Annotated in this window: 20 protein-coding genes; 9 read left to right on the forward strand and 11 right to left on the reverse strand. The window is 46.8% G+C overall.

The annotated features are described in order from the left end of the window. Positions 1-15 precede the first annotated feature (15 nt). A complete protein-coding gene (gene pta / locus BHV73_RS00395; protein WP_009121834.1) occupies positions 16-1,032 on the reverse strand; it encodes a phosphate acetyltransferase in 1,017 nt (338 codons plus the stop codon). Positions 1,033-1,263: 231 nt separating this feature from the next. On the opposite strand from pta, the gene BHV73_RS00400 reads away from it, so the two are divergent. Genes BHV73_RS00400 through BHV73_RS00415 form a run of 4 tightly spaced genes read left to right on the forward strand, consistent with a single transcriptional unit; the run spans position 1,264 to position 4,327 of the window. After that, positions 1,264-1,602: a CidA/LrgA family protein gene (locus BHV73_RS00400; RefSeq protein ID WP_009121833.1), complete on the forward strand. Its 339-nt coding sequence runs from the start codon at positions 1,264-1,266 to the stop codon at positions 1,600-1,602. Continuing rightward, complete coding sequence (locus BHV73_RS00405) at positions 1,599-2,294, forward strand: LrgB family protein (RefSeq protein WP_009121832.1); 696 nt, start codon at positions 1,599-1,601, stop codon at positions 2,292-2,294. Before BHV73_RS00400 ends, BHV73_RS00405 begins: the two co-directional genes overlap by 4 nt. Before the next feature lie 50 nt (positions 2,295-2,344). Next, positions 2,345-3,259 (forward strand): DUF2156 domain-containing protein, encoded by a 915-nt coding sequence (locus BHV73_RS00410; protein WP_009121831.1) that lies wholly within the window; start codon positions 2,345-2,347, stop codon positions 3,257-3,259. 54 nt (positions 3,260-3,313) lie between these two features. Beyond that, positions 3,314-4,327, forward strand: coding sequence for a GNAT family N-acetyltransferase (locus BHV73_RS00415; RefSeq protein ID WP_286735888.1), 1,014 nt, complete (start codon positions 3,314-3,316; stop codon positions 4,325-4,327). A 6-nt stretch (positions 4,328-4,333) separates the two neighbouring features. Here BHV73_RS00415 and BHV73_RS00420 read toward each other — a convergent pair whose 3' ends face one another. The 4 genes from BHV73_RS00420 to folP all read right to left on the reverse strand — a co-directional run bounded on the left by BHV73_RS00420 (position 4,334) and on the right by folP (position 9,091). After that, complete coding sequence (locus BHV73_RS00420; RefSeq protein WP_286735889.1) at positions 4,334-5,653, reverse strand: TldD/PmbA family protein; 1,320 nt, start codon at positions 5,651-5,653, stop codon at positions 4,334-4,336. Positions 5,654-5,721: 68 nt separating this feature from the next. Next, positions 5,722-7,206 (reverse strand): TldD/PmbA family protein, encoded by a 1,485-nt coding sequence (locus BHV73_RS00425; protein ID WP_286735891.1) that lies wholly within the window; start codon positions 7,204-7,206, stop codon positions 5,722-5,724. Positions 7,207-7,417: 211 nt separating this feature from the next. Then, the gene (gene cdaA, locus BHV73_RS00430) at positions 7,418-8,182 is read right to left on the reverse strand and encodes a diadenylate cyclase CdaA (protein WP_009121827.1); all 765 of its coding nucleotides are present in this window, start codon (positions 8,180-8,182) and stop codon (positions 7,418-7,420) included. 42 nt (positions 8,183-8,224) lie between these two features. Then, the gene (gene folP, locus BHV73_RS00435) at positions 8,225-9,091 is read right to left on the reverse strand and encodes a dihydropteroate synthase (protein WP_009121826.1); all 867 of its coding nucleotides are present in this window, start codon (positions 9,089-9,091) and stop codon (positions 8,225-8,227) included. A gap of 212 nt (positions 9,092-9,303) precedes the next feature. Between folP and BHV73_RS00440 the strand changes: the two genes are divergently transcribed. Then, the gene (locus BHV73_RS00440) at positions 9,304-11,226 is read left to right on the forward strand and encodes a tetratricopeptide repeat-containing sensor histidine kinase (protein WP_229097151.1); all 1,923 of its coding nucleotides are present in this window, start codon (positions 9,304-9,306) and stop codon (positions 11,224-11,226) included. Positions 11,227-11,341: 115 nt separating this feature from the next. Next, positions 11,342-12,640 (forward strand): UDP-N-acetylmuramoyl-tripeptide--D-alanyl-D-alanine ligase, encoded by a 1,299-nt coding sequence (locus tag BHV73_RS00445; RefSeq protein WP_286735896.1) that lies wholly within the window; start codon positions 11,342-11,344, stop codon positions 12,638-12,640. Here the strand turns inward: BHV73_RS00445 and BHV73_RS00450 are convergent. Next, a complete protein-coding gene (locus BHV73_RS00450; RefSeq protein ID WP_009121822.1) occupies positions 12,637-13,029 on the reverse strand; it encodes a VanZ family protein in 393 nt (130 codons plus the stop codon). The genes BHV73_RS00445 and BHV73_RS00450 overlap by 4 nt on opposite strands. A gap of 103 nt (positions 13,030-13,132) precedes the next feature. Here BHV73_RS00450 and BHV73_RS00455 point away from each other — a divergent pair, with 103 nt between their 5' ends. Then, entirely contained in the window at positions 13,133-14,500 is a 1,368-nt protein-coding gene (locus BHV73_RS00455) for a sodium-dependent transporter (RefSeq protein ID WP_087413286.1), read from the forward strand. A 6-nt stretch (positions 14,501-14,506) separates the two neighbouring features. Next, on the forward strand, positions 14,507-15,439 hold the full coding sequence (locus BHV73_RS00460; RefSeq protein ID WP_286735897.1) for a ComEA family DNA-binding protein: 933 nt from the start codon (positions 14,507-14,509) through the stop codon (positions 15,437-15,439). A gap of 15 nt (positions 15,440-15,454) precedes the next feature. Here BHV73_RS00460 and BHV73_RS00465 read toward each other — a convergent pair whose 3' ends face one another. The 3 genes from BHV73_RS00465 to BHV73_RS00475 are packed head-to-tail and all read right to left on the reverse strand — an operon-like array spanning position 15,455 to position 19,011. Further along, on the reverse strand, positions 15,455-16,111 hold the full coding sequence (locus BHV73_RS00465; protein ID WP_286735898.1) for an ABC transporter ATP-binding protein: 657 nt from the start codon (positions 16,109-16,111) through the stop codon (positions 15,455-15,457). Positions 16,112-16,125: 14 nt separating this feature from the next. Continuing rightward, a complete protein-coding gene (locus BHV73_RS00470; protein WP_022219310.1) occupies positions 16,126-16,836 on the reverse strand; it encodes a tRNA threonylcarbamoyladenosine dehydratase in 711 nt (236 codons plus the stop codon). Positions 16,837-16,887: 51 nt separating this feature from the next. Beyond that, entirely contained in the window at positions 16,888-19,011 is a 2,124-nt protein-coding gene (locus BHV73_RS00475) for a cation:proton antiporter (protein ID WP_009121817.1), read from the reverse strand. Between the two features lie 153 nt (positions 19,012-19,164). Between BHV73_RS00475 and BHV73_RS00480 the strand changes: the two genes are divergently transcribed. After that, the gene (locus tag BHV73_RS00480) at positions 19,165-20,172 is read left to right on the forward strand and encodes an aspartate-semialdehyde dehydrogenase (protein ID WP_009121816.1); all 1,008 of its coding nucleotides are present in this window, start codon (positions 19,165-19,167) and stop codon (positions 20,170-20,172) included. Positions 20,173-20,217: 45 nt separating this feature from the next. Here BHV73_RS00480 and BHV73_RS00485 read toward each other — a convergent pair whose 3' ends face one another. Both BHV73_RS00485 and BHV73_RS00490 read right to left on the reverse strand, forming a co-directional pair. After that, positions 20,218-21,243 carry a hypothetical protein gene (locus tag BHV73_RS00485; protein ID WP_286735902.1) on the reverse strand — a complete coding sequence of 342 codons (1,026 nt, stop codon included), beginning with the start codon at positions 21,241-21,243 and terminating at the stop codon, positions 20,218-20,220. A 70-nt stretch (positions 21,244-21,313) separates the two neighbouring features. Next, entirely contained in the window at positions 21,314-22,966 is a 1,653-nt protein-coding gene (locus BHV73_RS00490; protein WP_195621501.1) for a SusD/RagB family nutrient-binding outer membrane lipoprotein, read from the reverse strand. Between the last annotated feature and the right edge of the window lie 13 nt (positions 22,967-22,979).

Genomic DNA, 22,979 nt, shown 5'->3' on the forward strand with positions numbered 1-22,979 from the left:
ATATCAGATTTAAAGTTATTTGGTGTGTTTAGCGGCGATAGCCTGGTTCGCAGTAATCGCAATCATGCGGTAAACATCTTCGATAGAGCAGCCGCGCGACAAGTCGTTTACCGGACGTGCGATACCTTGCAGAATCGGACCGACTGCATCGGCATGTCCGAGGCGCTGTACCAATTTGTAGGAGATATTACCCACTTCAAGGCTCGGAACAACGAGTACATTCGCATTACCCGCGATAGCGGAACCCGGAGCTTTGCTGGCGCCGACTTCGGGAACCAACGCCGCGTCAGCCTGCAATTCGCCGTCGATAGCGATATCAGGAGCCATTTCTTTAGCAATCTTCAAAGCTTCCACTACTTTGTCCACCACTTCGTGTTTTGCAGAACCTTTCGTAGAGAAACTCAACAGCGCCACTTTCGGGTCCAGACCTGCGACAGCCTTAGCCGTACGTGCAGTACAAACAGCGATTTGAGCCAATTGAGAAGCATCGGGAACCGGAGTTACGGCAACATCACCCATTACCAGAATACCATTCTTACCATATTCGGGAGCATGCGTCAGCAACAGCATCGCACCGGAAACACAAGTAATGCCGGGAGCCGTCTTGATAATCTGCAAAGCCGGACGAAGCACATCGCCGGTAGTATTGCGCGCACCGGCCAACTGACCGTCCGCATCACCGTTCTTGATAATCAAACAGCCCAGATAAAGCGGATTGGTTGCCAGCTTACGAGCTTCTTCAATGGTCATGCCTTTTTTCTTACGTAACTCGAACAGCAACTGTGCGTATTCTTCCAATCTCGGATTGTTTTCCGGATCGATAATGGTCGCCTTGGAAATATTTCCAAGTCCCCACTCCGTTGCACAAGCGTTGATTTCAGCAGGATTGCCCAAAAGAATCAGGTCTGCAATACCATCTGTCAAAATTTGATTGGCAGCTTTCAATGTGCGTTCTTCCGTACCTTCAGGAAGAACAATGCGTTGACGATCGGCTTTCGCACGCTCTAAAATTTCATTAATTAATCTTTGCATGATATTTTAATTGTGTATAAGAATCGGTAGTTCGTGTTATTCACGCCGCAAAAGTACATAATTTTGCAATATACACATTGCAATTTCGAGGCTTTTTCTACATCAAATGAGAATTATTATAATATTTAACACTAACAGATGATTTACGGGATAGTTCCTCACTCCAAATAGCTAACTTTGCAGCGTTTTCAATGTTTTCAACAGGTAGGTATTATTTAATAATCAGGTATTATGATCCGTCAATGCGCCATCCTTTTCGGATGTTTGGCTTTGGGTGAATTGATTGTATTCTTAACGGGTATCAAACTTCCGTCCAGCATCATCGGCATGCTGCTGCTCACCCTTTTCTTAAAGTTGGGTTGGATAAAACTGCACTGGGTGCAGGGAATGTCCGACTTTTTAGTTGCTAACCTGGGATTCTTCTTCATTCCGCCCGGTGTAGCCCTCATGCTCTATTTCGACATTATCGCCGCCGAATTCTGGCCTATTGTCATCGCCTCATTAGTCAGCACCCTGTTGGTACTCGTGGTTACCGGATGGGTTCACCAATTAACACGTAAAATCAAATGAACTTTTTAGAAAACGAATTCTTCCTGCTGGCTATTACTTTCGGGATATTCTTCTTAGCCAAGCTTCTTCAAAAGAAGACAGGAATCATGTTGCTGAACCCCATCTTGCTCACTATCGCCATACTTATCATTTTCCTGAAAATGACAAATATCAGTTATGACACTTATAACAAAGGCGGACATCTGATTGAATTCTGGCTCAAACCGGCCGTCGTCGCACTGGGCGTTCCTTTGTATCTGCAATTGGAGACCATCAAAAAACAATTGCTGCCTATCCTGCTTTCACAATTGGCCGGATGTATTGTAGGAGTTATCTCCGTAGTCCTGATAGCGAAACTGATGGGAGCTTCCGACGAGATTATTTACTCGCTGGCTCCAAAATCCGTTACCACCCCGATAGCCATGGAAGTTACGAAATCAATAGGCGGCATTCCCGCACTGACCGCCGCCGTAGTGGTTTGCGTAGGTCTGTTGGGCGGAATACTTGGCTTCAAGACAATGAAACTCACCCATATCGGGAGCCCCATGGCGCAAGGACTTTCCTTAGGGGCAGCCGCCCATGCTGTCGGCACGTCCACAGCAATGGACATCAGCAGCAAATACGGTGCGTTTGCCAGCCTCGGACTGACGCTTAACGGAATATTTACGGCCTTGTTAACCCCAACTATTTTACGATTGTTAGGGTTACTCTAACAAAATCTTCTTATTTTTGTTATTATATTCTTAACCAATAGAAATTATTTATGATTCCATTTAAAGATATCGAACTAAAAGACAAAGACCTGATTACTTCCTTTACTCTGAACAGTCCGCGACGTAACTGCGACCTTTCATTCTCCAACCTGTGCAGTTGGCGTTTCTTATACAACACTAAGTTTGCCATTATGGACGGTTTCCTGTTATTGAAATTCTGGGCAGACGGAGAACTTGTATATATGATGCCTATCGGTAACGGCGATTTAAACAAAGTGCTGGACGCGCTGATAGAGGATGCCAATCAGGAGGGAGAGCCTTTTTGCCTGTTGGGGATCTGCGCCGGAATGTGTTCCGAACTGGAAACTTTCATGCCCGGCAGGTTCCACTTCACAGCGGACAGGGATTACGCCGATTACGTATATCTGCGCTCTGACCTCGCCACCTTGTCCGGCAAAAAGTTTCAGGCCAAACGGAATCATATCAACAAATTCAAAAAGACTTATAATTACGAATATACTCCTATTACAGCCGACCGTATTCAAGAGTGCCTCGATTTGGAAGCGGAATGGTGCAAAGTCAACAACTGCGACCAGCATGAAGGTACAGGCAACGAACGTCGCGCATTGATATACGCCCTGCATAACTTTGACGCGTTAGGACTGACGGGCGGCATTCTCCATGTAGAGGGCAAGATTGCGGCTTTTACATTCGGCATGCCTATCAACCAGGACACATTCGGAGTGCATGTAGAAAAGGCCGACACCCGTATAGACGGCGCTTATGCCATGATTAATTACGAATTCGCCAACCACATCCCGGAACAATATATTTACATCAACCGGGAAGAGGACTTGGGCATTGAAGGACTGCGGAAAGCAAAGCTCTCCTATCAGCCCGCCATTATCCTGGAGAAATATATCGCTTGCTTAAAAGAACAGCCGGTAGAGGCTATCAAGTGGTAAATCAGGGAATAAGGCAGGTGACAGAATGGTACAATTATGATAAAGGGTGAAACAATGCGGGAAAAAGTAAAGAATTTATGGAAGCTATGTTTTAACGACAGCGATGAATTTACAGATATGTATTTCCGCTTGCGTTACAGTAATGACGTCAACATCGCTATTCAAAGCGGTGAAGAAGTGATTGCCGCCCTGCAAATGCTGCCCTATCCCATGACTTTCGGAAAGAACGAAATCAAGACAGGATACGTATCGGGCGCCTGTACACATCCCGATTATCGTAATCGCGGGGCTATGCGCGAACTATTATCGCAGGCCTTTACCCGTATGCTGCACAATGACATGGCCGTTTCGACCTTGATTCCGGCGGAGCCTTGGCTATTCGGGTACTATGCCGGCATGGGCTACGCACCCGTATTCAGGTACTCCTCAACAATCTTTACGGCTTCAGAGGTTACTACCGCTAACGAAGCAGTTGTTCTGAACAAGATAAATGATTATCAAGAAGAGGTATACCGCTATTTGGACCGGAAATTACGGGAACGTCCCTATTGCATCCAGCATACGGAAACAGACTTCCGGGTGATTCTTGCCGATTTACAATTGGGGGAAGGATGTGTCTATATATTGAAGCAAGGTGATAAAATTCCGGCATTAGCCATTGTATACCCGGCAGGCAGTACTTGGCAGGCAGGAGAAGTCGTTGCGGAAACCCCTGAGATGCACTCATTATTGCTACAACGCATTTGCGGACAACTGAATATCCCGTCCATTCGAGTTATCGCTCCGGCTGCGGCAGGGCAAAACCCGCAAGTATTGGGTATGGCGCGCATCATCAATGCCAAAACGGTACTGCAACAATATGCCGCCGAGCACCCGGAACAGGAAATGAGCATTGCTCTTACAGATCCGCAAATCAGCGCCAATAACGGTTACTACTATCTAAATAACGGCAAGTGCATGAATAGCGCCAAGCGCCTGCCGGGCAGTCACTTGGCACTCACTATCGGCGAACTTACCGAAAAGATATTATCGTCCTTACACCCTTACATGAGTTTAATGCTGAATTAGCGGTTATTACAATCCGCTGAAGTCCACGTCCTCGAATACCAAGGACGGAATACGCCATGAAGAAGACAAACGGGGATCATTACCCACAGCCGATAAAGACGCCCAAAGCGTAATCATATTGCCCGTGACATTCATTTCGCTGATTGGCCGGGTCGGTTTGCCGTTCTCAATCAGAAATCCTTCGATGCCGTACGAGAAATCTCCGGAACTGCTGTTACAGTTACCGCCATTGAATCCGGTAACCAGAATGCCTTTCCGCACATCCGCCACCAAACCGTTCAAATCTTTGTTTCCCGGTTTGAGTACCAATAAGGAAGGAGAGCCAACAGTAGGTTCCACTCCCATCTTCCGGGAATTGTAAGTGTCGATGAAGTATGTTTTCAGCACTCCGCTTTCAAAGATAGGGCGTGGCTCCGTAGCCACTCCTTCGCTGTCGAAATAACGTGCGCCCCTTGCTCCTATGATATGAGGCTCGTCCATAAGATTCAACAGCCCGCCACCAACCTTGGCATTCAGCTTATCCAGCAGGAAAGAGTTCTTTTGCTGCAACGCAGAACCATACAGCGCGCTCAGCATCGGACGAAGCAAACTACTTGAATTCACAGAATCTACCACCATCGTATATTTGCCGGAAGCCACCTTCTTTTGTCCGAGTTTGCGCAGTGCGCGTTCCAAGGCCGTTGCGCCTATACCCGACTTCACCAGTTCATCGTAAAACAAAGCCGAGTCATACCAGTAAGAGGACGGACGCGCCTCTCCCTCTCCCCGCAATGCCACATCGGCAGATACTGAGAACCAGGTAGACTTGGACTCTCCTTCGAAACCATTGCTCGTCAAACGGTAAGAGGAGTTTTCACCGTCACCATACGAGGTGCTTACGGATATAACGCGGTTGTCTTTGCCCAAAACCTCCTCGGCGGCGGCACGTGCGACAGCCACCTTATCATCCGGATTGATAGTCTCGAACCGCTCGTCGAATAATTGTAAATCAGGTTTTCCACCCTTATAATAACGGGAAGTATCGGGCAGTATACGCGCCTCGTCCACGGCCAGATAACGCGTAGAGTCGATGCCATTCTTTATAAACGACTCCAGTTCCTTTTTATCCAAACGATTGGTTGAATAAGAACCGTATTTGCCATCAACATACAAACTGATACTAAGCCCGCTTTCCGAGGCTTGCTGCAATCTGTCCATTTTGCCATCGCGTAATTCAAATGAAGCGTTGGAGTTGGAGTACAGCGCCAACTTCACTGCCCGGCATCCGTTTTTCAAGGCATAATCCATTGCCCACTGCGCCAGTTTTTTATTATTGTCTGTAATCATATTCTTAGTTGACTGTGGATAGCTGATAGCCAAAGAAACATTATCAGTTATCAATTATCCGTTAGTATTTAGTTTTCCCCTCCTACGGTGAGTTTGCTGACCAGCGCCGACGGCATACCGCACGTCACCGGGCAAGACTGCCCGTCTTTACCACAGGTCCATGTACCATTGTCAATCCTATCATTGTCGGCTACCATCGTGATGTCCGCCAATGCTTTCGGCCCATTGCCTATGATATTGATATCCTTAACGGGCTGCGTCAGCTTTCCGTCCTCAATCAAGTAACCGGACTTCACAAAGAACGTAAAGTCACCGGCCCCAATCTGAACCTGCCCATTCGTAAACGTATCTACGAAAATACCGTTCTTCACCGTAGAAATAATATCCGCTTCTTTCATATTGCCGGCTTCCATATACGTAGCGCGCATACGGGGAATAGGTACGTTGCGGAATGTATCGCGGCGACCGTTTCCGGTGGGGTTCACGCCGTAATGTCTGGCACTGATACGGTCGTGCAGGTAGCTGGTGAGCACGCCTTCCCGGACGATGTACGTTTTCTGTCCCTCCACACCTTCATCGTCAAAATTCACAGCACCGCGGTTAAAGGGAATCGTACCGTCGTCCACCACATTGATATGCTCGCTGCACACTTTCTTATTCAGCTGACCGGAAAATATAGATATGTCCTTACGGTTGAAGTCCGCCTCAAAAGCGTGGCCGATAGCCTCGTGCAACAAGATTCCCGAACCGCCCGCGCCCATTACAACAGGCATTTCACCACCTTTAGGTTTGATGGCTTTAAACAGAATGGCTGTTCGGTCTACTACCTCACGGGCAATCACGTCTATAATATCATCTGTCATAAACTCAAAGCCTCTGCGATAAGACCTGCCGGCATAACCGTTCTCCATTTTTCCGTTTTCTTCCATGATACAAACGGCCATGAAAGACGCCATCGGGCGGTAATCGTAATAGCTGATACCTTCCGAATTACAAAACAGCACATGCGACGTACTGTCCTGCAAGTATGCCTGCACCTTCCGAACGCGACTATCCAAAGAAAAGATTTTCTCATTCAGCTTTTCCAGATAAGGAATCTTTTCTTTTACGCTTACGTCTTCCCAGGGAATCGTCACAGCATAACGGTTTTGAGATATCGTCCGCTCCGTCAGCCCAACAGGCACACCCGCCTTACCCGAAGACGCAATACGGGCGGCAGTGCGTGCGGCACGCAACATTTCTTCCAAAGTAACACCTTCTACGTACGCATAACCGCTCCTATCTCCGGCCAGTACGCGCACTCCCATACCAAAATCTATGTTGGAGCCGCAATTGTTTACCTTACCATCCATCAAACTCACATTGTTATTGAACGTATGCTCAAAATAAAGGTCTGCGTAATCCCCGCCTTTTTCCAAAGCAGTCGCCATTACTTTCCTTAAATCGGCTTCCGTCACACCAAAATGATTGATGGCAGCAGCGACAGCGGATTTGTTATCCGCCCCGTCCGGAGCGGTCATCCCGCCGGTTCGTAAAAAGTTTCGTCCATCCATTTTATCCAGTTATAAATTATGAATTATAAGTTACTTATCTTTACAGAGAGAGAATCTTGGGAAATAAGCCGCATATCGAGATAGCCTCAGTCGCATACTTAGGGTACCTCTGTCGCACACTTAGGGTATCTCAGTATACGACAGAGACTGCTTTATACAATTACTATTGATTATCAGATTGTTATAAATCAGCAAAACAAAGTCAATCCATTTAAATATCTTTTGTCAAAAGACTCTCCAGTTCTTCCGCGTTCAAACGCAGATAGAACTGCCCTTTATAGGCAACCGAAATGGCCCCTGTCTCCTCTGACACAATGATGGCATGAGCGTCCGATACCTGAGAGATTCCCATGGCAGCACGATGCCGCAAGCCCAATTCTTTCGGAATATCCAGATTGTGCGATACAGGAAGGATGCATCCCGCCGCCTTGATACGTTTCTTGCTGATAACCATAGCCCCGTCGTGCAACGGACTATTCTTGAAAAAGATATTCTCTATCAAACGCTGGTTTATATTGGCATTGATAATTTCGCCCGTACGCACCACATCGTCCAACGGCATATTATGTTCAATGACAATCAACGCACCGACTTTCTGCTTGCCCATACTGATGCAAGCCATTACAACGGGCATAATTTCATCGTGCTCCATACTCTCCTTCTTGTTTCCCGTAAAGAAACGCACCAGTGCACTGGCATGTTGATGCGAACCGAGCGTAAGCAGAAAACGCCGTATTTCGTCCTGAAACAAAATAATCAGCGCTAACACTCCTACACTGACCAGCTTATCAAAAATAGAACCCAGCAGTTTCATCTCCAACACCTGCGAAACCACCAGCCAAATCAAGATAAATACCAGAATACCCGTAAACACGTTGATGGACCCGGAAGCTTTCATCAGCTTGTACGTATAGTAAAGCAGGAAAGCCACCAGCAATATATCTATAAAGTCTTTTATGCCAAATTCAAAAAACACGGTTCTCTAAATATTAAGTATTAACTAATCAGCTATCAATTCTCATTCCATAGGCTTTGCACCCTCTTTCTTCATAGCCTCAACGATTTTCACCGTTTCCACCGCTTCGCGCACATCGTGCACGCGAAGGATATCGGCACCCTTCAATAAACAAATGGTATCCAATACGGTTGTACCGTTCAGCGCCTCTTGCGGAGTAGTTCCCAACAAGCGATAAATCATAGACTTACGGGAAACGCCGGCCAGCAAGGGAAGTTCAAAAATACGGAACTCTTCCAGATGGGCCAGCAACTCGTAATTATGTTCAACAGTCTTGCCAAAGCCGAATCCCGGATCCAATATAATATCCTTTACTCCTAAATCGCGCAGCTGCTGAACCTTGCGGGCAAAGTACATAAACACCTCTTTCAGTAAATTATCATAATGAGGGTTTTGCTGCATATTTTGCGGCGTGCCCTGCATATGCATCATGATATAAGGAACATTCAAGTCGGCAACCGTACGGAACATATCACCGTCCATTTCTCCGGCGGCTATGTCATTAATGATTGCCACACCGTACTCCTCAACGCACATCCTTGCCACATCCGCCCTAAAGGTATCTACCGAAACAACGGCGTCGGGCTGCACCTTTCTTAGAATACCCAGCCCCATACGCAAACGTTCCATCTCTTCCGCAGGCGACACATTCTCCGCATTGGGGCGCGAAGAGTAAGCGCCGACATCAATAATACCGGCTCCCTCGCCCACTATCTGTTCTATGCGGTGTGTTATGTCGATTTCCGTCTGCATACGGCTGCCTGCATAAAAAGAATCGGGAGTGACATTAAGAATTCCCATGACGCAGGGAGAGGAAAGGTCTAACAAGAAACCATTGACATTTATATATTTGGATTGCAGAGCTTTCATGGACAGTTCTTTTTTACTTATATATCTGCAAATGTAAACAAAAAAGGCGTTGCTGGTACACCAAGTCCAAAAAATAAAGTATCTTTGTTTAGAATATACAAGTATTTATCATGAAGGTAAGTTCAAAATATATTTTTCCCACGTTATTCTGCATTTTGCATTTCCTGCTTATGCCACATAACGTATCGGTTTGGGGACAACAGAAAAACGCGATGGAAGAATACCGTGTAGACAGTATTTTATACAAATACTATCTCCGTTGCAAAGCCGAAATATCGTCCCCCGTCATTATGCAGATGGCTGACACGCTGTTCCAAATGGCTGGCGAAAAGCATGATTTGCGTATGCAGGCAGTAGCCCTGACCAACAAACTGGATTACCATTACTTTCGAGGTACCGACAAAGACAGTATTTTATACTATGTGGAACTTGTGAAGCAGTTTGCCACAGAAACCCGGCAACCCAAATACTACTACTTTGCCTGGAGCAAAAGACTTATCAACTACCACATCAAACAGCAGCAATACAATACCGCTCTTTACGAAGCCGATAAAATGATGAAGCAAGCCGAAGCGGACAACTACCCCGCCGGCATGGCAAACGCCTATAATATATTAAGCTCCATCTATCAAGTCAAAAGGCTTTTCAAATTGGCAGCCGAGAATCGGGAAAAGGAAATCGAGATAATCCTGAAATATAAAATAGACACCTATAATTTATCAAACACTTATTCCTTACTGGCCTCTTTCTATTGTTCCCTGGGAGAAATGGAGAAAGCCAAAGAAAAACTGGACAAGGCCAAGGAAAACATATACAGCGATTCGCAGGAGTTCTATTTTTATTTGAGATCCGCCGATTATTACCAGGCCCTTAAGGACTATCCCCAAATGAAAGGATGCTTGCAAAAAGCCAAAAAGCTGTTGGACGAGAAGAAAGAAGTGAAACGGATGGCAAGCGATTATTATCTGAATGAAAGGAATTATTATATGGCCACACGCCAATATTCCAAAGCATTATCCGTTCAAGAGTATATCTCTCAAAACTATATGGACAAAATCAATCGGGGAGACGCCTTGCGGAACACGGCAATCATCTATCAGGAAATGGGAAATAATGCCAAAGCAGTAGAGTATTATCAGGCGTATATCCAGAAAACAGATTCCGCGAACCGGATTTACGAAGATATCGCCGCCGGAGAATTCTCGGCCATATTAGGAGTGGAGAAACTCAACATCGAGAAAGCAGAACTTCAGCAAGAAGCCCAACAACGGGATTTAGCCAACAAACAGCGCATCATCATCCTGCTTGTTGTATTGTTGGTTCTCGGCGCCATATTTTTCTATCGTGAACATCTGCTCAACGGAAAACTCAGGGCATCGCAAAAAGCCGTCTCCGAAAAGAACAAACAATTGCTCATCTCCGAACAGGAACTGCTCGTCGCCAAAGAGCGTGCCGAGAAAGCGAGCATGATGAAAACCGAGTTCATACAGAATATGAGCCATGAGATTCGTACCCCGTTAAATTCCATTGTAGGTTTCTCCCAAATATTAAGCAGCATCAGCGGTGACAGTACGGAAGCGCAGGAATATGCCGGAATCATAGAGCAAGGCAGTAACAACCTGCTGCAATTGGTAGAAGACGTGCTGGACATTTCGAGTTTAGACAGCGGAACGGAAATTCCGACCCATATCATGGCCGACGCCACAGAGTTATGCCGGAAATGTATAACCAAAGCCCGGCAAGACCTGAAGCCGGGAGTCAGTCTCGAATTGCAGGCCGAACAAAGCGAATTCCATTTTCATACCAATCCGGAGCGTGTCAGCCAGATACTCTCACATTTACTGAAAAATGCAACGAAGTTCACCACGAACGGACATATTCTTCTTGAATGGCATACGGACAAAGAGCGGCGGCGCATTATTTTCAGTGTATCGGATACCGGAACAGGAATTTCCGCCGATAAGCAGGAATTCGTATTCGAACGGTTTGCCAAAGTGGATACTTTCGTGCAAGGCACCGGTCTGGGACTGCCCATAGGGCGTATCTGCGCAGAAAAGATGGGTGGAAGCCTGGTGCTCGACCCCGACTACACCAACGGTTGCCGCTTCCTATTAACTTTGCCGCTAAAAGGCTAAGGAAATATAACAGTCTTTTTTTTCCACGCCGCCCCATGCAATGTAGCAAATTAAACCATATCTTTGCAGCCGTATAAACAGATTTTTCAACCGTACTTCAAAAGAAGGGGAAACCATGGATATAACTGCTCTTTATCAGATATTTCTTAGCTGTACCGGCGTAACCACCGACAGCCGCAACTGTCCGGAAGGCTCACTGTTTATCGCCTTGAAAGGCGATACGTTCAACGGCAATGCCTTTGCCTCCAAAGCGCTGGAAACGGGAAGCGCCTATGCCGTCGTGGACGAAGCCGCCTATGTTCCTGCCGGAGACACACATTACATATTAGTGGACAATTGCCTTCGCACCCTGCAACAGCTTGCCAATTATCACCGCCGCCAACTGGGCACGCGCATCATCGGCATTACAGGAACCAATGGTAAAACCACAACAAAAGAACTTATATCCGCCGTATTGTCCCAAAAGTACAACATACTGTACACGCTGGGAAATCTGAATAACCCGATCGGCGTGCCGCTCACCCTTCTCCGCCTGAAAGCAGAGCACGAACTCGGTGTAGTGGAAATGGGCGCCAGCCATCCCGGCGACATTAAGGAACTGGTGGAAATAGCCGAACCCGATTATGGAATTATCACCAATGTAGGAAAAGCGCATTTGGAAGGATTCGGCTCTTTCGAAGGTGTCATCCGGACTAAAGGCGAACTGTACGACTATCTGCGCCGGCAGGGTAACCCCACCATCTTTATCCATCAGGACAATCCTTACCTCACCCAAATAGCATGGGGGCTGAATCCGGTAACTTACGGAGAGGAAGACAATCTCTATATCAACGGTCACGTCACCGGCAACTCTCCTTACCTTACTTTCGAATGGAAAGCCGGAAAAGCAGGAGAACGTCATGAAGTGCAAACCCAACTGATTGGCGACTATAACTTCCCCAATGCCTTGGCAGCCATCACTATCGGACATTTCTTCGGAGTGGAAGCGGCAAAAATAGACAAGGCACTGCATGAATACGAACCTCGAAACAACCGCTCGCAACTGAAAAAGACCGCGGACAACACACTGATTATCGATGCCTACAATGCCAACCCTACAAGCATGCTGGCGGCCATCGGTAATTTCCACAACATGCAGGCAGGAGGCAAAATGCTGATATTGGGAGATATGCGTGAATTGGGGAAAGACAGTCCCGGGGAACATCAGAAGATAGTGGACTGTCTGGAAGAATACGGTTTTAAAGACGTGGCGCTGGTAGGTGAACTATTCGCGGCGACCCGTCACACCTATCCCACCTATCCCGACGCTCCGGCTTTAATAGCCGAACTCCAAAAGAATAAACCTTGCGGAAAGACCATCCTGATAAAAGGTTCAAACGGCATAAAACTGAATACGGTAGTGGATTATCTTTAAGACTGGCGCATCATTTTAGGTTTCAACACGAAATAGGCTACCAATGACGCCAGCACAGCCCCCGTGGTATTGGCTGCAAAATCCAGCCAATCGCCGCCACGGTAGGTAGTGCAATACTCCTGCAAAAGTTCCACCGCCCCGCTAAACAATACCGGGCAGACAAACGCTCCCAACCATGCGTGCCATATAGGAGTACGGTCTCTCCTATGCGCCCTCAAGAACTCCAACCATAACATGCCCGACATACCGAAATACATACAAATATGTACCACCTTGTCAAGATTAGGGATAGTGCCCAGCTCGGTAGCAGGCGGTTTGAAGAACGACAAATAGATTACAGCAAGTATTACTGTCAGCGATACCGGATATTTCTTAATATAATATAGCATATCTCAAATTATGAACAATCTGTGCGCAAAAGTATGGAACATTTTCTATATTTGCACGTTTTAAGAGGTATTAATAACGAATTGTAAGAAAAATCCACGTTTTATGACAAGAAATGAAAGAGCTAACTTTGGAAGTAAACTGGGGGTGATACTTGCTTCAGCCGGTTCCGCAGTTGGTCTGGGTAATATATGGAGATTCCCTTTCGAGACAGGTAATCATGGCGGCGCAGCCTTCATTCTGATTTACCTGGTATGCGTACTGATATTAGGTATTCCTATCATGATAGCCGAATTTCTTATCGGACGCCGTTCACGCGCCAATACTGCCGGAGCGTATCAAAAACTGGCTCCGGGAACCCAATGGCGTTGGGTGGGACGAATGGGCGTATTAGCCGGATTCCTGATTTTGGGCTACTACTCGGTAGTAGCGGGCTGGACTCTGGAATTTATAGGAGAGGCCGCTACCAACAGTTTTGCCGGCAAGTCCGCCGCAGAATTCATCGCCTCCTTCAACGGTTTTGTCAGTAATCCGTGGCGCCCTGTTATCTGGCTGATAGTATTCCTGTTGGTCACCCACTTCATCATCATAAAGGGAGTGGAAAAAGGCATTGAGAAATCAGCCAAAATAATGATGCCCATGCTGTTCATCCTGCTGATAGTACTTGCCATTTGTTCCGTATCATTACCCGGTGCCGGTGAGGGTATCGAATTCCTGCTGAAACCAGACTTCAGTAAAGTGGACGGTAATGTATTTTTAGGCGCGATGGGACAAGCGTTCTTTTCACTCAGTCTTGGCATGGGATGTCTCTGTACATACGCGTCCTATTTCAGAAACGATACCAACCTGCCTAAAACAGCGCTCAATGTAGCAGGTATAGACACGTTAGTAGCCATTCTCGCCGGGTTCATCATCTTCCCCGCTGCGTTTTCAGTCGGCATTCAGCCGGATGCAGGACCGAGTTTACTGTTCATCACATTGCCCAATGTATTTCAACAGGCATTCGGCAACATACCTTGGCTGGCAATTGTCTTGTCCATCATGTTCTACGTTTTACTGGCGCTTGCAGCATTGACTTCAACGATTTCCTTACACGAAGTGGTAACGGCATACCTGCATGAGGAATTCAAATTCACGCGTGGTAAAGCCGCAAGATTAGTTACAGCCGGTTGTATCATACTGGGAGTATTATGTTCGCTGTCATTAGGCGTAGGAAAGGATTACACGATTTTCGGCCTTAACCTGTTCGATTTGTTCGACTTCGTCACCGCCAAAATCATGTTGCCTTTAGGCGGTTTCTTTATCTCTCTCTTCACCGGCTGGTATCTGGATAAAAAGATTGTATGGGAAGAAGTCAGCAATAACGGAACTTTAAATATACATATATACAGATTACTTATCTTCATTCTGAAATATATCGCCCCAATAGGAATCGGACTTATTTTCATCAACGAGTTGGGTTTCTTCAAATAAACAGTAATGAAGAATCCGTTTAAAGACTTCTTATACTTCTCCCGGGGAGAAAGGCGAGGTATCCTTGTTCTCATCATTGGGATAATCCTCATCTTTCTCTCCGGATATATTTATTCTTTCCGGCAAAACAACAGGCAGCTTTCTGAGGAAGAAGCCAGGATACAGGCTGCCGCCTTGAAAGAATACGACAACTTTATCAGCTCTGTGCGGGAACAAGAAAGAAACGAGAACAGCCGTTTCAAGAAATCGGAGAGATATAAAAAGAGAACAGTTGTATTGGCTCCTTTCGACCCTAACCGTACGGACTCCGTCACCTTCTGCCGCTTAGGCCTTCCCGCATGGATGGCAAAGAACATCTTACGCTATCGAAGCAAAGGAGGAAAGTTCCGCAAGGCCGAAGACTTCAAAAAAGTATATGGGTTGACAGAAGAACAGTACCAAACGCTCTCTCCCTACATCTATTTTACGGCAGAAGACACTATAAGAAAGGCGACCTCTTTACTCACCCTTCGGCAGGCCGGGAAAGACAGTACTTATAAATATCCGGCAGGCACAATGCTCGACTTAAACCGCGCAGATACCGCCGAATTGAAAAAGATTCCCGGCATAGGCAGCGGTATAGCCCGGTTAATAGTAAACTACCGGCAACGTTTAGGCGGTTTTTACCAAATAGAGCAATTGCAGGAGATTCATTTGGATTATCGCCAACTGCAAGCATGGTTCACCGTTACGCCCTCTGAAATCCGGCGCATCAATCTGAACCGCGTCGGCATAGAACGTCTTCGCCACCATCCCTATATAAATTTTTATCAGGCAAAAGCCCTTGTGGAATACCGCAAGAAGAAAGGAACGCTCCATAGCCTCAAGCCGTTTACCCTCTATGAAGAATTCACCGAAAGTGATTTGGAACGGCTGAACCCCTATGTCTGCTTTGAATAAGAAAAGAACAGACAGCTATTCTTTGCAAACTTCACCGTCTTTCAGATGAATGGTGCGGTCGGTAATTTGCGCCAGCCCCTCATCGTGCGTCACAATCACAAACGTCTGCCCTAAACGGTTGCGCAAATCAAAGAACAACTGATGCAGCTCCTCTTTGTTATGGGTGTCCAGACTTCCGGACGGTTCATCCGCCAACACCACCGCAGGATGATTGATGAGCGCACGTGCGACAGCAACCCTTTGTTTCTCGCCACCGGACAGCTCATTGGGTTTATGCGAGGCGCGTTCCGCCAATCCCATGAAATCCAATATTTCGGTAGCCGCCACTCTCGCTTCCTGCTGCCCTACTCCGGCAATGAAGGCAGGTATCATCACATTCTCCAAAGCCGTGAATTCCGGCAGTAATTGGTGAAACTGAAAGACAAAACCTATATGCCTGTTACGGAAAGCGGAGAGTTCTTTTTCATTCAAACGGTTCACCAATGTACCGTCAATCGTTACCGAACCGCTGTCGGGCATATCCAGCGTCCCCATAATCTGCAATAAGGTAGTCTTTCCCGCACCGCTGGGACCGACAATACTGACAATTTCCCCTTTTTTTATCTCCAGGTCGATGCCACGCAATACCTGCAAATTACCGAAACTCTTCGTGATTCCTTCTAATCGTATCATTGTTTTAGTTACTGTTACAATCTTTTAATGACATACTCCGCCAGATAGCAGCCAAATACGGCCGGCATATAGCTTACAGTTCCGCAAGTGGACTTTTTATTCTGTTCATCTTCCGTCAACAGCACCGCCTTCGGGTCGGCTTGCTCGGTACTGAATACAACCGGGAGCTTCCGTTTAATCCCCAGTTTCTGCAAGCGTTTTCTTACCGCCTTGCTCAGTCCGCAATGATAAGTGTCCCATATATCGGCAAACCGTATTTGAGTAATATCACTCTTGGCCCCCGCCCCCATACTCGACACAATCTTGATATGCCGCTTCAGCGTTTCCGCTATCAAATAGCACTTGGGAGCAAGCGTATCGATAGCATCCACCACAAAGTCGTACCGGGCAGCATCAAGCAGTCCGGGTATATTATCGTCTTTCAGAAATACAGGCAACACCGTCAGCTGTATATCCGGATTGATATCTTTGAAACGTTCCGCCAAAACCTCCGCTTTCTCCCTACCCATAGTAGAGTGTAAAGCAGGCAGCTGACGATTTATATTGGTAAGCTGCACCGTGTCCGCGTCCACAATCGTCATTCGCCCCACACCGGCACGGCATATCATTTCGGCCGCATAAGCGCCTACTCCGCCAAGACCGACAACCAGCACATGCGCCTGTTGCAGCCGTTCCATTTTCTCCTCTCCCAGCAAAAGCCGAGTTCTCTGTTTCCAATCCTCCATCATCGCCAACCGCCAATCATTAACCCCTTATCACTAATCACTTATCACTTACTAATCTTCCTTAAACCATTTATAAACCCACTTTCCCACCTTCTCATAATGCTGCGCCTCATTGCGCGGATTAGAGAAAGAAACGGCATCCTGAGGTTCACCCAACTGATCGGGATAAAGCACAATCAAGCTGTTATTGGAGAAATATTTGCCCAACTGCGCCGGAAGTTTCTCGAAAGAACTGTCGTAGGAGATAGAACCCCTACGCGCGCTTATCACTACCAGCAAATGGTCGTAATTCACTTGTCCGGTCAATATCAGCAAGTCCCCCCAATCATCCAGGCGGGAGAAGTCCGTCAAGGTCTGTCCGTACTTTTTCTTTACCAATGCCTGCAACCGCACAGTCGTTTCCTCATTTGCAAAGAAATGTACCCGGCAACCCAGCGTGCCGCCCATCCGGCAAAAATGCTCCACCCATTTTTGGAATCCGGCTTCGTATTCCGCTTTAGGCGGAACCGCTATGATAATTCGCCGTATCGTATTAATCGGAATCAGGAACTTAGCAATCATAACCTCACGGTGCAGACCTTTCAGCAAGTTCTCGGCAAGCATACCGAAGAAAGAGTCCACAATATTGACCTTGCGGTGCAGACCGATAATCACGTCGGTCACCTCATATTCTTTCGCCGTATGGATAATACCCGCAGCAATATTCAAGTCATACCGGGTAATCTGGCGCAACGGCACATCGGCGGAGGCCGTAATCATGGCTGCCTTCTCCAAATACCTCTTGCCGCGAAGCTCCAAGCCCTCGGAAGTATTGTTGTCATTGATTACGTTCAATGCCAACAGATTATCTTTCTGTTTGGTATCACGTATCAGCAAGGAGAGGTTCATCAGATATTCAATCGTATCCGGATTCGCCACCGGAATAAGAATCCTTTCCGCCTCAACCGTACGTTCTTCCTCCAGATGCGCCTCGCACATGGCAATCTTACGCGCGGCCCTTTCCGTAATAAAGGAACTCACCACACACGTAACGAGAATCAGCAATACCGTACCGTTCAGCACATCCTCATTCAGCAAGCGCTCACCGTTCGGCAAGATGATATTATACCCCACCAATACCGCCGCCAGCGTAGCCGCAGCCTGTGCATTACTCAAACCGAACATCAACTCACGCTCTATGGGAGCCATTTTATAGATTTTCTGCGTCAGCCAGGAAGCGATCCACTTGCCCACCAGCGCCACAATAATCATAACTGCAGCCACCTTCAAGGCGTCTCCCTGCCCGAAGATGACATGAATATCAATCAGCATACCCACTCCTATCAGGAAATAAGGGATAAACAGAGCGTTACCCACAAACTCCAGATGATTCATCAACGGTGACACATGCGGTATGAGACGGTTCAGCACCAATCCTGCCAAGAACGCTCCCAAGATGCCTTCCATACCCACGAACTCCATCAGGCCCGCTCCCAGAAAGACCATGGCAAGCACGAAAATAAATTGCATCACATTATCGTCGTAGCGGCGGAAAAACCAACGTCCGATACGCGGGAACGAATACATAATCAAAGCTCCGAGAAAGACAACCTTAATCACCAGCCACAGCCAGAACAGACCACCGGACTCCCCCTTGAACAGACCGCCCACCACAGCCAGTACCAACAATGTAAGCGTATCCGTCACCGCCGTACCTCCCACAGCAATGCTTACACTGCGATGGCGGGACACGCCGTAACGAATTACAATCGGATACGCCACCAGCGTGTGCGAAGCATACATACTCGCCAACAATATGGACGTCACGAGGCTGTACTTCAGCAACATCATATTGGTGACCAAGCCAATACCTATCGGAATGACAAAAGCCAGCAATCCCAGCATTACAGCCTTTCCGCGGTTCTTCTTGAAGTCGCCCATATTCATTTCCAGACCCGCCAGAAACATGATATAATAAAGCCCGACCTTGCCGAACAACTCAAAACTGCTGTCGCGCACCAAGATATTAAAACCATGTTCTCCAATCACCAAACCGGCCAGAATCATGCCGATAATGTGCGGTATACGCAGTTTATTCAGCAATATGGGCGCAAACAATATAATAAGGAGTACAAGGAGGAATATCCATGTAGGGTCTGTTATAGGAAGTGTTAAACTGAGATTGAACCAGTCCATACGCAGCGAGTTTTAGGTTTTAACTGCAAAATAACGAAAAAGTTTTCACTTTATGCGGTGCCATACAGCAATTTGTTATAAATTTGCAACCAATTCTATCATTTATAGATAGATTGGAACTATTTTATAAACTATATTAAAAACAAAAGAAAAATGAAAGTAGCTATTGTTGGAGCAAGCGGAGCCGTGGGACAAGAGTTCCTGCGAGTGCTCGATGAAAGGAATTTCCCGTTGGACGAGTTAGTGTTGTTCGGTTCTAAACGCAGTGCCGGCACTAAATACACCTTCCGCGGTAAACAGATCGAGGTTAAACTCTTGCAACACAACGATGACTTTAAAGGGGTTGATATCGCTTTCACTTCCGCAGGCGCAGGCACCTCTAAAGAGTTCGCCGAAACCATTACCAAGTACGGAGCCGTGATGATCGACAATTCCAGCGCTTTCCGTATGGACGCCGATGTGCCTTTGGTTGTACCCGAGGTAAATGCCGCTGACGCCAAAGACCGTCCGCGCGGTGTTATCGCCAACCCTAACTGTACTACTATCCAAATGGTAGTGGCGCTGAAAGCCATCGAACAGCTTTCTCATATAAAGACAGTACACGTATCTACGTATCAGGCTGCCAGCGGTGCAGGCGCCGCCGCCATGGATGAGTTGTACGAGCAATATCGCCAAGTATTGGCCGGTGAACCTGTCACGGTCGAGAAATTTGCCTATCAGTTGGCCTTCAACCTGATTCCCCAGATTGATGTGTTCACCGAAAACGGATACACCAAAGAGGAAATGAAGATGTACAATGAAACGCGTAAGATTATGCATTCCGACATCAAAGTCAGTGCAACCTGCGTTCGTGTACCCGCTCTCCGCTCCCACTCGGAAAGCATCTGGGTGGAAACAGAACGCCCTATCTCCATCGAGGAAGCGCGCGAAGCGTTTGCCAAGGGCGACGGACTGGTATTAATGGACAACCCGGCAGAAAAAGAATACCCGATGCCGTTGTTCCTCGCTGGAAAAGACCCTGTATACGTAGGCCGTATCCGTAAGGACCTCAGCAACGAGAACGGACTGACCTTCTGGATTGTAGGAGACCAAATCAAGAAAGGCGCCGCATTGAACGCCGTTCAGATTGCAGAATATCTGGTTAAAGAAAACGCTCTTTAAAAGAGCAACTTATATCAATAAAAAGACGGGGAAAACCCCGTTTTTTTATTGATAACCATCGTAAACTTTCTTACCCATAAACACATATCCCGTTCCCTCATACTTTGTTCCTGAAAGCTCGGAATGAATATAACCGTTTCTTTCCACGAGTATCGTATGATAGATAGCCCGTTCCGGATTCTTTCTGGAATAAAACAGAATGCGCCGATTATCCGCTGTATAAGAAATAATACTGTCAGTCTCCGTTTTCTCCCATTTCAGTCCTTTCAGCTTCCGCCTCAAGTAGCGTTGCATCAAATAGGTACGATGCCACGTCCCTCCCTTTTTGGAAACAAAAGGCTTACCGTCCAGCAAAGCGTTGGCATCATCATAGCAAGCAACGAAAAGATGGTTATCCGGAGAAGCCGCCAGCCATTGTTTCAACTTATTGCCATACCGTTTATCATCCCAATTGTAATTGCTATCGATAAAGGAAATCCTTTTCACATACCCGGGTATTTCAGTATTGGCATCCATAAAGCCGAATATGAAGTTTCCACCGCCGCTATGACTGTTCAGCTCTATATGCGGATTATATTCTGAAAAGAGAGCGAGGAGATATTCTACCGTTTCCTTGATTTTGTAATCACGCATCGGCCCGGCCTTTCTCCAGCGTCCCCAACTTTTGGAATCGGCTTCCAAATAGACGGTTACCCAGTTACAATCACGGGCCGTAGCCCTAAGATAGCGTGTTTGGGCCCCGATATTCTGTATATGGAAGTGCCAGTCATCTCCCTCTTCCGGCGCTTTGCCTATCGTCCATGCCGTACTGTTGCCATTAGGCAAGGCATATAGTACGAGTTTGGTCGGTTTATTCCCGTCAAATAAAGATTCCGAAGGCGCATTGATATGGATATTGACTCCCGGAGCATAAACAAAAATCTTTTCCTGCTCGCCGGAAATGGGATTTACGGCAAATCCGGGTAACCGGTTACCAGGCTCCGCCTTTTCTTGCAACAATGTACCCTGACCGTTCGCTTGGATACAAAACAGGAAACATCCGATAAAAACTAAAGAAAACAAACGCTTCATATCATGTATATAAGAAAAATGCGTAGCCGGATATGACAAGCCGGCTACGCATCAAATGATTCAATCTTAATTAATCAACATCCCACCATACATTATTCTGTATGCTGTTCGTTCCACCCATACGGCTTTCGGCCTCTTTTACGTTAGCCGCATTGACCGTATACTCTGAAGACGGATAATAGATACGCTTAACATACGCGTTCGGAGTATTGTTGGCCTGGTCGGCAGGATTCATAGTGAACACACTTGAACTTACACTTGCAAACGGCATGAGCGTAGGCTTATGGAACTGGCGATGATCGGCCCAAGTTTCAAAAGAACATTCCTGGAATTGGGCAATATATTTTTGGGTAAGAATCTTATCCATATGCGTATTGCAATCGCCTGTTGTATCATCATATTTGGCGGTAGTCCCATAATAATTAGGAGCGGTAGAGGCCAGATAGTCCGTAATCACCGCTTCCGGAATATCAAACTCAGCCATATTTGAGCGTACGCCTGCTTCATAGGCATCCTTGGCATTACCGGCGATAAGGCCGCGCTCAATGGCAATCGCTTTCAGGAAGCACAATTCACTATATTTGAATAATTGATATTTTCTGTCGATCGTACCATAGTACCAAGGACCGATTTTTGCAAAGTTGCTGACGAACTGTCCGTTATCCATCGCAGCACCCACTGCGGATGTTACGTGTCCCGGGTCTGTTCCGTCCCAATTGCCTTTCATTGCCGGGTCCTGAGGATCGTCAATCATACCGGCAGGCTCAAACTGAATCGGAGCGCGGGGGTCAACCGTAGCAGGAGCATTTTTGGCAGCGATAATCGCTTCGGTTATATTTGCATTGTTGACACGGTCGGCAGCCGTAGGCCACGCTTGTCCGCCGATACCCGTTACAAGACGCTTGTAGGCAGTCGACATGTGCATTACGGCAGAGCCCTTATGATAGTAAATAGGATTCTGCGAGAACTTATCTTCGCCTTGTTTCATATAAGCGGCATCATCTTCACCGGCAAATACTCCGGCCGTAATGGCGGCTTCCGCTTCCGTTTTCGCCTTAGCGGCATCCACATCGGAGATACGGACGGCCATACGCAAACGGATAGAATTGGCAAACTTTTTCCATTTTGCGGCATCACCGCCATAAATAAGGTCATAAGAACCTACATTGTTAGCGGCCGATTCGTCCAGCTTACTTACCGCATCTTTCAATTCATCGAATATCGTGTAGTAGATATCTTTTTGCGTATCATATTTAGGCTGGTCTATATCATCGGCAGCTTCCGAATAAGGAACATCACCGATACAATTGGTCAGACGCAACATTACATAAGCCTTCCAGATGCGTGCCATCTGAACCACATTATTATAAATAGGTTTGTCCTCATTGGCGCTAATCAGAGAGTTGGCGTTTGTGAGTACCGTATAGCTCAAATTCCACAAATCGTCAATGTATCGGGAGTCAATGTTATAGTCGGAGGCCGACAGACCGTCGTTTGCCGAATATTCGCAGAGCGTACTGATCATCAGCTGGTCTATCTGCTGCCACTGATTGGCATACGGAATACCGCGTCCCTGGATAAATATCAACTGGAACTTAGGATCGACCGAACCCGGAGTAGGATTGTTAGGGTCGGTATTCATGTTGTCGAAATCGCCGGTACAACCCGCGAAGGCCATTGAGATACCAACGATGCTTATAATTGTTTTAAATAACTTATTCATATTATTATCCTTT

This window comes from Bacteroides sp. 44_46 (assembly GCF_001915465.1).
GTDB lineage: Bacteria > Bacteroidota > Bacteroidia > Bacteroidales > Bacteroidaceae > Bacteroides > Bacteroides clarus.